General features: G+C 75.4%; 10 protein-coding genes and 1 pseudogene. 6 read left to right on the plus strand and 5 right to left on the minus strand.

The annotated features are described in order from the left end of the window. From AB0G08_RS29730 to AB0G08_RS29740, 3 genes and pseudogenes are all read left to right on the plus strand, one after another. Nucleotides 1–715, plus strand: a pseudogene (locus AB0G08_RS29730) (ATPase); the annotation flags it as partial. 91 nt (nt 716–806) lie between these two features. Then, nucleotides 807–1,346 (plus strand): SigE family RNA polymerase sigma factor, encoded by a 540-nt coding sequence (locus AB0G08_RS29735; protein WP_358094168.1) that lies wholly within the window; start codon nt 807–809, stop codon nt 1,344–1,346. Further along, nucleotides 1,327–2,655: a hypothetical protein gene (locus tag AB0G08_RS29740; protein WP_358094171.1), complete on the plus strand. Its 1,329-nt coding sequence runs from the start codon at nt 1,327–1,329 to the stop codon at nt 2,653–2,655. The genes AB0G08_RS29735 and AB0G08_RS29740 overlap by 20 nt, the downstream gene beginning before the upstream one ends. 60 nt (nt 2,656–2,715) lie before the next feature. Here AB0G08_RS29740 and AB0G08_RS29745 read toward each other — a convergent pair whose 3' ends face one another. The 3 genes from AB0G08_RS29745 to AB0G08_RS29755 are packed head-to-tail and all read right to left on the minus strand — an operon-like array spanning nt 2,716 to nt 5,152. Next, nucleotides 2,716–3,567 carry an ABC transporter permease gene (locus AB0G08_RS29745; protein WP_358094174.1) on the minus strand — a complete coding sequence of 284 codons (852 nt, stop codon included), beginning with the start codon at nt 3,565–3,567 and terminating at the stop codon, nt 2,716–2,718. Beyond that, nucleotides 3,564–4,574 (minus strand): ATP-binding cassette domain-containing protein, encoded by a 1,011-nt coding sequence (locus tag AB0G08_RS29750; RefSeq protein WP_358094177.1) that lies wholly within the window; start codon nt 4,572–4,574, stop codon nt 3,564–3,566. The genes AB0G08_RS29745 and AB0G08_RS29750 overlap by 4 nt, the downstream gene beginning before the upstream one ends. A gap of 29 nt (nt 4,575–4,603) precedes the next feature. Further along, entirely contained in the window at nt 4,604–5,152 is a 549-nt protein-coding gene (locus tag AB0G08_RS29755) for an NAD(P)H-dependent oxidoreductase (protein ID WP_358094180.1), read from the minus strand. Between the two features lie 154 nt (nt 5,153–5,306). On the opposite strand from AB0G08_RS29755, the gene AB0G08_RS29760 reads away from it, so the two are divergent. Continuing rightward, the gene (locus AB0G08_RS29760; RefSeq protein ID WP_358094183.1) at nt 5,307–5,807 is read left to right on the plus strand and encodes a GNAT family N-acetyltransferase; all 501 of its coding nucleotides are present in this window, start codon (nt 5,307–5,309) and stop codon (nt 5,805–5,807) included. Between the two features lie 36 nt (nt 5,808–5,843). Here the strand turns inward: AB0G08_RS29760 and AB0G08_RS29765 are convergent, their stop codons facing one another. Further along, entirely contained in the window at nt 5,844–6,800 is a 957-nt protein-coding gene (locus AB0G08_RS29765; RefSeq protein WP_358094186.1) for a LysR family transcriptional regulator, read from the minus strand. Between the two features lie 58 nt (nt 6,801–6,858). Here AB0G08_RS29765 and AB0G08_RS29770 point away from each other — a divergent pair, with 58 nt between their 5' ends. Together AB0G08_RS29770 and AB0G08_RS29775 are read left to right on the plus strand one after the other, a co-directional pair. Beyond that, nucleotides 6,859–7,890, plus strand: a complete 1,032-nt coding sequence (locus AB0G08_RS29770) for a serine hydrolase (protein ID WP_358094189.1) — start codon at nt 6,859–6,861, stop codon at nt 7,888–7,890. Between the two features lie 153 nt (nt 7,891–8,043). Further along, complete coding sequence (locus tag AB0G08_RS29775) at nt 8,044–9,021, plus strand: MBL fold metallo-hydrolase (RefSeq protein WP_358094192.1); 978 nt, start codon at nt 8,044–8,046, stop codon at nt 9,019–9,021. Nucleotides 9,022–9,154: 133 nt separating this feature from the next. Here the strand turns inward: AB0G08_RS29775 and AB0G08_RS29780 are convergent, their stop codons facing one another. After that, the gene (locus AB0G08_RS29780; RefSeq protein WP_358094195.1) at nt 9,155–9,694 is read right to left on the minus strand and encodes a DUF1697 domain-containing protein; all 540 of its coding nucleotides are present in this window, start codon (nt 9,692–9,694) and stop codon (nt 9,155–9,157) included. Nucleotides 9,695–9,781: the final 87 nt, after the last annotated feature.

Here is a 9,781-nt window from a genome sequence, read left to right on the forward strand (position 1 = left end):
CGGCACGCCACCTGCCGAGGCCGAGGCGCCGTCCGTCGCCCCGGCCCCCGGTCCGGATCCGGCGCGGGCCGGCACCGTCGGCCCGCCGGCGGTCGTGGCCGGGCCGCACGCCGCGCGGGCGGTCGCCGCCGGGCCGCATCCGTCCGTCGTGGGGCAGCAGCCGGGGCAGGCGTACGGCTTCCGTCGCGACGGGCCGGTCTGGCAGCTCGCCTACGCCGGCGTGGTGGTGCACCTGCCCGACGCGAAGGGGCTGCGTGACCTGCACGTGCTGCTGAGCCGGCCGGGCGTCGACGTCCCGGCGGTCGAACTGCTCGACCCGGCCGCCGGGCCGGAACTCGTCGCGGCCCGCCGGATGGGCGGCGATCCGGTCCTCGACGACGAGGCGAAGGCCCGCTACCGGCGGCACCTGGAGCGCCTCGACGACGAGATCGACCGGGCCGCCGCGCGCGGCGACGCGCGGAGGACGGCCGGCCTCGACGCCGAGCGTGGCGCGCTGCTCGCCGAGCTGCGCGCCGCCGCCGGGCTGGCCGGCCGCAGCCGCCGCCTCGGCGACGAGGCCGAGCGGGCCCGCAAGACGGTGACCGCCCGCATCCGGGACGCGCTGCGCAAGCTCGACCAGCGCCACCCGGGCCTCGCCGCCCACCTGCGCGACACCGTCACCACCGGCGGCACCTGCCGCTACCTCCCGCCCGAGCCCCTGCCCTGGCGCCTCTAGCCCCCGGGCGCCGGTCGGTCGCCGACGTCGAGGGCGGTAAACCCCGCAGCCCTGCGCGGTGTCTTGCTCACTGAGAGACCAGGGGGGCCAGATGCGAGACGCGCAGGGCGCGGAGTTCGACGACTTCGTCCGTACCCGGTCGGTGGCGCTGTTGCGGGTGGCCTACCTGCTGACCGGCGACCGACACGCGGCCGAGGACCTGCTTCAGGAGGTGCTGGAGCAGATGTACGTGCGCTGGCGCCGGGTGCGCACCTCCCCGGAGGCGTACGCCCGGCGGGCCCTGGTCAACCGGTCGATCAACCGGTGGCGGCGGCGGGTCCGGCGGCCGGAGCAGGCGTTGGGCGACAACGACGGGGTCGCCCGGGACCACGCCGACGACATCGCGCTGCGCCAGGCGGTCGTCGCGGCGCTGCGTACCCTGCCGCCCCGGCAGCGCGCCGCCGTCGTGCTCCGCTACCTGGAGGACCTCTCGGTCGCCGACGTCGCCGGGGCGCTGCGCTGCTCCGAGGGCACCGTGAAGAGCACGCCTCCCGGGGCCTCGCCCACCTCCGGGAGGCGCTGGCCGGGTCGAGTCTCGTCCTGTCCGTCCCGACCGACACCGGGAGTGCGCGATGACCATCGAAGAGAGTGACGTGCGGGGCGTCCTGCGTCGGGTGACCGACGACCTCGTCGGCCGGCCGACCCTGCTCGACGACGTGCGACGGGGTGGGCGTCGCCGGTTGCTGCGACGTCGGGCGGTCCTGGCCGCGGTGTGCGCGGCAGTGGTGGCGGTACCCGTCGGCGGTGCGCTCCACCTCGCGGACGACGGGACGGCGGTGGAGGTCGCCTCGCCGCTGTTCGACGAGCCCACCCGCGGCGACCTGGCCGGCGACGAGGCGTATCTGCGGCAGGTTCGCCAGGCGTGGCGGCAGCAGGCGAGGGACGCCGGGTTCGACGGTGACGATCCGCACGTGGACTGGGCGGGCGATCCGCACGTGGTCTGGGCGGGGGAGACTCCGGCCGGGCCCGCCGCCTACGTCGCGCAACGGGCCGCCGTCACCCACCAGGTGTGGCAGCCGGCCGCCGACCGGACGATCGGCTATGCCGCGTTCGTCGAGCCCACCGCCGACGGGCCGCGGGTCATGACGCTGGAGATCGTCACCGACGCCGCCGACGGCAATTCGTCGGCCGTGCTGCTCGGGCCGCGCCGCGACGTGCTGGTCGTGCGCGACGCCGGACACCCGGTGGAGTTCTCACCGACGTTCCGGTACGCCGCCGACGGCCGGATCGAGCGCACCTTCCAGCCGGTGGCCTTCCGGGACGGGGCCGCCGTGCTGTCGGTGCCGCCGCAGCGCGGCAGGGTGACCGTCGCCCTGGTCAGGAGGCCGGTCAGCGCGACGACCGCCGTCCACATCGCCAACGCGGCCGACGTCCTCTTCGCCGACCGGAAGGCCAGTCCGCAGCCGCGGTCGGTCACCTACACGTTGCCCGGCGCGGACCGGGTGTGGGGTGACACCCCCGCCGCGCAGGTCGGCAGGGACGTCTTCGCGACGGACGCGCTGGCCGCCTACGTCGATCATGGCGGCACCCACCGGGCTGGGGGCTCTCCCAGCCTGACCGTCTACGGGGCGGCCCCCGACGGCCGGCAGTTGCTGCTGAAGACCATCCAGTACGACGACGACCCCGCCCGCGCGATCGCACTGCTCGCCTACGGAGGCGCGCCCTTCCAGCCGGTGGCCAGCGGGTTCATCGACTGGACCGCGCCGCTGCCGGTGCGGCTGCGGCTGCCGGACGGGCAGGGTGCCCTCGTCGTCGCCGAGGGCGCGGCGCTGAGCTATCGGATCGGCGCCGGGCGGTGGCACGACGCCGGGCGTGGCGCGGCGCTGCTGCCCGCCGACGCCACCGAGGTGCGCGTCACCGCCGCCGGCGGCACGGTGACCACCGTCCGGGTCGACTCCTAGCCGGCCACCGGACGACGACGGGCACCACCACCTCCGTAGCGGTGCCCGTCGTCGGCGGGATCAGCGGCGGTTGTAGCGGTACATCGTGAGCGTGCCGAAGACCACCACGAAGCCGACGCTCCACAGCAGGGTCCACATGGTGGCCGACGCGTCCGACGTCCCCGCCATCACCGCGCGCACCGAGGCCACCAGCTGCGTGATCGGGTTGACCTTGACGAACGCCTGGAGCCAGCCGGGCATCGTGCCCGGGTCGACGAACACGTTGCTGAGGAACGTCAGCGGGAAGAGCACCATCATGCTCACGCCCATCACGGACTTCTCGCTGCGCAGGACGAGGCCGAAGAACGTCCAGACCCAGGAGAACGCGAACGAGAAGACCACCAGCAGGCCGATCCCGGCCAGCACGCCAAGCAGCCCGCCGTCGGGCCGGAAGCCCAGCACCAGCCCGACGCCGAGGATGACCACGGCCGCCAGCACGTACCGCAGCACGTCGCCGAAGATCATGCCGACCAGCGGGGCGGGCCGCCAGACCGACAGCGTCCGGAACCGGTCGAAGACGCCCTTCTCGATGTCGGTGTTCAGCCCGATGCCGGTGTACATGGTGATCATCACGACGCTCGTCACCATGATGCCGGGCAGGAAGAACTGGAGGTAGTCGCGCGGGCTGTCGGCGAGGGCGCCGCCGAACAGGTACGTGAACATCAGCACCATGATGATCGGGAACGCCGTAACGTCGAACAGCTGCTCTGGCACGTGCTTGATCTTCAGCAGCGCGCGCCAGCCGAACGCCAGCGACGCCGACAGCGCGTTGGGCCGGGGCGGGCGCGCGCCCGGTGCGAGGACGGTGGCCAGCGCCTCCGCCGACGGTACGTAGACGGTCGGGGCGCGCCCGGTCGTGGTGGCGTTGGTCATCGGGCTGCCTCCAGCTGGTCGTCCCGCTCGTCGGCCGCGACGGCGGGGTGGTCGGTCAGGGCCAGGAAGACCTCGTCCAGGCTCGGCTGACCGAGGGAGAAGTCGTCGACGAGGATGCCGGCGCGGGCCAGGTCCCCGAGCGCGCGGGCGGCCTGCTCGCTGGCGTCGAGGTCGCTGCCCGCCCCGCCGACCCGCGCGGTCAGCGCGACCGGGTCGGGGGCGAGCTGCACCGGCACGCCGAGGGCCGCCTGGAGCAGCCTCTCCGCCTCCGGCCGCTGGCCCGGGTCGCGCAACCGCAGGTGGACGGTGCCGGAGCCGACCGAGGACTTCAGCTCGCCCGGGGTGCCCTCCGCGATCACCCGGCCGTGGTCCACCACCGCGATGCGGCCGGCGAGCTGGTCGGCCTCGTCCAGGTACTGCGTGGTCAGCAGCACGGTCGTGCCGTGCGCCACGACGGCCCGGACGATCTCCCACACCTGGTTGCGGCTGCGCGGGTCCAGCCCCGTCGTCGGCTCGTCGAGGAACAGCAGGTCGGGGGTGTTGAGGATGCTCGCCGCGATGTCGATGCGCCGCCGCATGCCGCCCGAGTACTTCTTGACCTGCCGGCCGCCCGCCTCGGTCAGGCCGAACGCGGCGAGCATGCTCTCCGCCCGCTCCCGGGCGGCCGGCTTGCGGTGCCCGAGCAGGCGGGCGAGGAGCATCAGGTTCTCCAGCCCGGTCAGGTCCTCGTCCACGGAGGCGTACTGGCCGGTCAGGCTCATCCGGGCGCGTACGGCGTCGGCCTCGGTGACGACGTCGTGCCCGAAGACGCGGGCCCGTCCGCCGTCGGGGCGCAGCAGCGTCGCCAGCACGCGTACCGCCGTGGTCTTGCCGGCGCCGTTCGGGCCGAGCAGCCCGTAGACGGTGCCGGCGGGGACCTGGAGATCCATGCCGGCGAGCGCCCGGGTGTCCCCGAACGACCGGGTCAGGCCCTCGGCCTCGATGGCCAGGCCGGTGGTGCGTTTCATGCTCCCTACCTTCCTCATGTGTCACACGTTCAGGAGACGTACGGGCGGGCCGCGCGACCGTCGCGCAGGGCCAGGCCCCACCAGCGGAGCTGGTCGAGCAGGACGTCGGCGGCCCGTTCGCACCGGTCGGCCGCCGGGGGTGCCGGCTCGCCGTCGAGCAGGTCGACACCGACGACGTCGCGCATCGTGACCGCGTGCAGCGCGGTGAAGACCGTCCGGAGCTGGTCGACCGCGTGCTGGCCGATGGAACCGCACCCGTACGACACGAAGCCGACCGGTTTGGCCTGCCACTCGTCGTACGCGTGGTCGATCGCCTGTTTCAACGAGCCCGGGAAGCTGTGGTTGTACTCGGGGGTGACCACGACGAACGCCTCCGCCCGCGCCACCTGGGCGACGAACGACCGCATCGCGGGAGTCGGCTCCGCCGGACGGCTCGCGGCAGGGTCGTGGTCGACGAGGTCGACGACCGTCACGGCCAGCCCGTCGCGCCGCCGTGCCCGGTCGACGAACCAGCGGCCGATCCGGTCGCCCGTCCGTCCCTCGCGGCCGATGATGACGGCAAGGCGCAGCGGTGTCATGGTTCCCCCTCCCGGCTCCGGTCCCACCCGACAGGCGCGAGACGGCGGCCGGCGGCCCGCGAGATCCGATCTGGCGGCCCCGCGAGGCGCCGCCGGAGCGTCGGTGGTGGCTGCTTGACTGCGTCCGGGGGAGAAAGGGGGAGCGGGCGACGTGATGACCGACGCGCGCATAGAGCCCTGGGGCGAGGGCGACCTCGGCCTGTTGCGGCAGCTCAACGCACCGGAGGTGCGGGCGCACACCGGCGGGCCGGAGACCGACGCGCAGGTGCTGGCCCGGCACGGGCGCTACGTGCGCTTCGGCGACACGGGGCAGGGCTGCATGTACGCCGTGGTGCTGCCCGACGGGGCCCGGGTGGGCAGCGTCGGCTACTGGGAACGCGAGTGGCGCGACCGGCAGGTCTACGAGCTGGGCTGGGCGATCCTGCCCGGGTGGCAGGGCCGGGGCCTTGCGACCGCGGCGGTGCGGGCGGCGGTGGCGGTGGCCCGCGCCCGGCGGACGCACCGCTTCGCGCACGCCTACCCGTCGGTCGACAACGCCCCGTCGAACGCGGTCTGCCGCAAGGCGGGCTTCACCCTGCTCGGCGAGACCGAGTTCGAGTACCCGCCCGGGCACCTGATGCGCTCGAACGACTGGCGGATCGACCTGACCGCGTAGCCCGGCGGGCCCCTGCCAGGCGCGGTGCTCCCGGGCTCAGGCCGGCTCGTCGAAGAGCACCGGCCAGGGGCGGGGCGCCGGCGTGGGCGGCGGCGCCGGGGGCTCCGACCCGTCGGCCAGCACCTCCGCCGCGAGCTGCCCGAACATCGGCGCGGCCGGGTGCGCGGCCCGGCGTGGCCACGCCGCCGAGGTGCGCCGGACCAGCGGCGACCCGGCGATCGGCCGCCAGGCGATCCGGGGCTCCCGGCGGGCCGTCGCCGCCGGCTCGACGGCGACCCCGCCGCCCGCCAGCACCAGCCCGAAGAGGAACTCCGGGTTCCGTGCCGGGCGGACCCGCCGGGGCGTGAACCCGTGCCGGCGGCAGACCTCCAGCAGGTGGTCGTGCCAGCCGGGCGCGGTGGCGCGGGGGGCGGTGACCAGGTCCAGGCCGGCCAGCGCCGCCAGCTCGACCTCCCGGCCCCGGGCCAGCGCCGAGGCGCGCGGCAGCAGCACCCCCAGCGGTACGTCGACGGCGGCGCCGAGGCGCAGCCCGTCGTCGGTGACGGGGTGGTGCAGCAGGCCGACGTCCAGCCGTCCCTCGCCCAGCATCCGCTCCTGCTCGCCGCTGGTCAGCTCGTGCAGGTCCACGTCGAGCCCGGGGGCGCGCCCGGTCAGCCGGTCGAGCAGCTCGCGCAGGGTCACCGCGGGCGTCTCCGGCGGCACCCCCGCCCGGAGCACCCCCGACACCCCCTCGCGCACCTGCCGCATCAGGTTGCGCAGCCGCCCCTCCCCGGCCAGCAGCTCCTCGGCCTCGCCGAGCAGCAACTGCCCGGCGGTGGTCAGCCGCACCTGCCGCCGGGACCGGTCGAACAGCTCGACCGCCAGCTCCCGCTCCAGGCGCTGCACCGACTGGCTCAGCGGCGGCTGGGCCATGCCGAGCAGCTCGGCGGCCCGCCCGAAGTGCAGCTCGGTGGCCACCACCACGAAGTGCCGCAGGTGCCGGAGCAGGTCCACGGCCGGACCCTACGCCAGCGCCCCGACGTCGGCCGGGGGCGGCGGCTACCGTGCGCAGGTGGCGACAGAGCGCATCGGCGAGATCTTCGAACGGGTCGGGGTCACCGGCTGCCTGCACGTCGTCGACCTCGACGCGGTCGACGAGGGCCCCGACGGGGCCGGCGACGGAGCGGTGCCCGGGTGGCCCGGCGGCGCGGTGCCGGGGCGGTCCGACGGCCCGGCGCCTGGGCAGCCCGGCGGCGCGGGGCCGGAGCGGCCCGACGGGGCGGCACCTCGGCGGCCCGGCGGTCGGCGGGAGGTGGCGGTGCGGGCGGACGAGCAGGTGGTGATCGCCTCGATCTTCAAGGTGCTGCTGGTGCTGGAGTTCGCCCGGCAGGTCGTCGCGGGGCAGCTCGATCCCCGGGAACGGGTCCTCGTCACCGGCGACGACCGGCTCGGCGGGTGGGGGATCGCCGGCTGCGCCGACGACGCCGAGGTGTCGCTGCGGGACCTGGCCTACTTCGCCATGTCGGTCAGCGACAACACCGCCGCCGACCTGCTGCTGCGCCGGGTCGGGACGGACGTGCTGCCGATGCTCGCCGCCGAGCTGGGGTTGCCGCGTACCCGGATCGTCGGCGGCCCCCGGCACCTGGTCGAGACGATGCTCGCCGACGTCGGCGCGCGTACCGAGGCGGACTTCGCCCGGATCTTCCCCACCCTGCCGCCCGAGCGGGTCCGCGCGATGCGGATGTTCGACCCCGCGCACACCACGTCGAGCACCGCACGGGAGATCACCCGGCTGCTCGGCCTCGTCTGGCGGGACGAGGCCGGCCCGCCCGAGGCGTGCGCGATGGTCCGGGGCTGGATGGCCCGGCAGCTCTTCTGGACCCGGTTGGCCGCCGGCTTCCCGCCCGGCGTGCGGGTGGCCGGCAAGACCGGCAGCCTGCCGGGCCTGCACCTGGAGGCCGGCGTGGCCGAGTACCCCGACGGCGGCCGGTACGCCATCGCCGTCTTCGCCCGCGCCACACAGCTCGCCACCCGCCGCATCGACGTGGACCTGGCGATGGGCCGCGCCGCGCGGACCGCCGTCGAGGCCCTGCGTGCCGCCTGAGTTTCCGGCCGGCATTCGCCGCCGAACACCCCGCTGAGCTGGTCCGATATGCCGACGGGTATCGACCGTGTCGGGCATCGATCTTGGACCGGGCGGGGGTCGTGCTGATTGGCTCGGCCCGACCGATCAGCACCACGACGGGGAGAGTTCCGCATGCCCAACCTCGACCGCCGCCGCTTCCTGCGCGACGCCGCCGCCAGCACCGCGCTGGTCACCGCCGGCGGGCTCGCCGCCGGCACCGCCCGCACCGGGCCCGCGCACGCCGCGCCGCCGGCCGCCGCGCCGACCCCCGGGCGCCGCGGCCCGGTCAGCTTCCGCTGGTGGGGTACGTCGGCCTGGCGCGTCGACATCGGCGATCGGACCGTCCTGGTCGACCCCTTCCTCAGCCGGATCGACACCGGGCTGTTCAGGGGCGCCTTCAACCAGGCCGCCAAGCTGGAGGTCCGCACCGACGTCGTGGACTCCCTGGTGGACCGGGCCGAGACGGTGCTCGTCACGCACACCCACTGGGACCACTACATGGACGTGCCGCACCTCGCCGGCCGCACCGGCGCCCGGGTCGTCGGGACGCTCACCGCCTACCACCTCGGCCTGGCGTACGGGCTGCCGTCGGGTCAGCTCAGCCCGGTGCGGGGCGGGGAGGTGCTGGACTTCGGCGCGTACACCGTGGAGGTGGTCAGCTCCCTGCACAGCCGCAACAGGTCGTACTCGATGGCCTTCCCCGGCGTCCGGGTCAGCCCGCCGGCGAAGCCGGAGACCATCGCCGACCTGCCCGAGGGCGACACCCTCGCCTACCAGCTGCGGGTGGCCGACGGCCCGTCGGTCTTCTTCATGGGCGCGAGCGACTTCGCCGAGCGGAACCTGACCGGGCTGGCCCCCGACGTGGCCATGGTGGCGCTGCCGAGCAGCACCGCCACCGCCGACTACGCCGAGCGGCTGCTCGACGCCCTCGACCGGCCGAAGGTCGTGGTGCCGGTGCACTTCGACAACTTCGAGACCGAGCTGCGCAACCCGGTGCCGGTCGCGCCGACGGACCGCGAGCGGCTGGACGGGCTCATCGCCGCCGTGCGCCGGGTCTCCCCGCGCAGCCGGGTGGTCGTGCCCGAGTACCACACCGCGTACCACTTCTGAGGTGGCACGACGGGCCGCGGCTTCCGCCCGCGGCCCGTCGGCGTGCCCGGGTCGGTCGCCGTCGCGGGACCGCTCGGCGGTCCGCCGGTCCCGGCGAGGGCCCGAGCACGGCGGCCCGCCCGCCCGGCGTCGTTCAGCTTGCCGACATCTCGGCCAGCGTCCGCACCGACCGCCAGTTGCGGGTGGTCGCCACCACGCCGAGCTTCTTCTCCAGGTGGTTGTTGGTGAACTTCGACCGGCCGTAGCCGCCGTCGGGATAGTGCAGGTAGACCTCGCGACCGGCGACGGTGAACGCCACGTTCTCCCCGTCGGGCGCGGTCAGGGCGGCCACGGCGGACCGGCCGGGCGCGGTCGCGAGGAAGACCACCAGCAGCCGCGTCGGTTCGTCCTCCCGGTCGGCGTACGGGTTGCCGCCGGCGACCGCCGCCAGCTCCCGGCCGCCGCGCACCAGCACCGGCACCGTCAGCCCCAGCTCGTCGGCGATCGCCCGCTCGATGCCCCGCGCCAGCGCGTCGGCGTCGCGCACCGTGCTGCCGAAGACCACGTTCCCGCTCTGCAGGTACGTCCTCACGTCGTCGTGGCCGAGGCCGGTGACCAGCCGGCGCAGGTCGGCCATGGCGACCTTCGCGCCGCCGACGTTGACCCCGCGCAGCAGCGCGACCCACCTGTCCACACGACCTCCTCGAACCGCCGGTACGGAGCCAGCCTAGGCGCGCGGCGAGACCCCAGCGGGATGACGCACGCCGTCCGGGTCAGCGCC

Origin of the sequence: Micromonospora sp. NPDC023644, from assembly GCF_040640115.1 — a bacterium.
Taxonomy (GTDB): domain Bacteria; phylum Actinomycetota; class Actinomycetes; order Mycobacteriales; family Micromonosporaceae; genus Micromonospora.

Bases quoted from the DNA above. Each gene is read 5' to 3' on its own strand.
- AB0G08_RS29735 (WP_358094168.1), top strand. From the start codon at position 807: ATGCGAGACGCGCAGGGCGCGGAGTTCGACGACTTCGTCCGTACCCGG.
- AB0G08_RS29740 (WP_358094171.1), top strand. From the start codon at position 1,327: ATGACCATCGAAGAGAGTGACGTGCGGGGCGTCCTGCGTCGGGTGACC.
- AB0G08_RS29745 (WP_358094174.1), bottom strand. From the start codon at position 3,567: ATGACCAACGCCACCACGACCGGGCGCGCCCCGACCGTCTACGTACCG.
- AB0G08_RS29750 (WP_358094177.1), bottom strand. From the start codon at position 4,574: ATGAAACGCACCACCGGCCTGGCCATCGAGGCCGAGGGCCTGACCCGG.
- AB0G08_RS29755 (WP_358094180.1), bottom strand. From the start codon at position 5,152: ATGACACCGCTGCGCCTTGCCGTCATCATCGGCCGCGAGGGACGGACG.
- AB0G08_RS29760 (WP_358094183.1), top strand. From the start codon at position 5,307: ATGACCGACGCGCGCATAGAGCCCTGGGGCGAGGGCGACCTCGGCCTG.
- AB0G08_RS29775 (WP_358094192.1), top strand. From the start codon at position 8,044: ATGCCCAACCTCGACCGCCGCCGCTTCCTGCGCGACGCCGCCGCCAGC.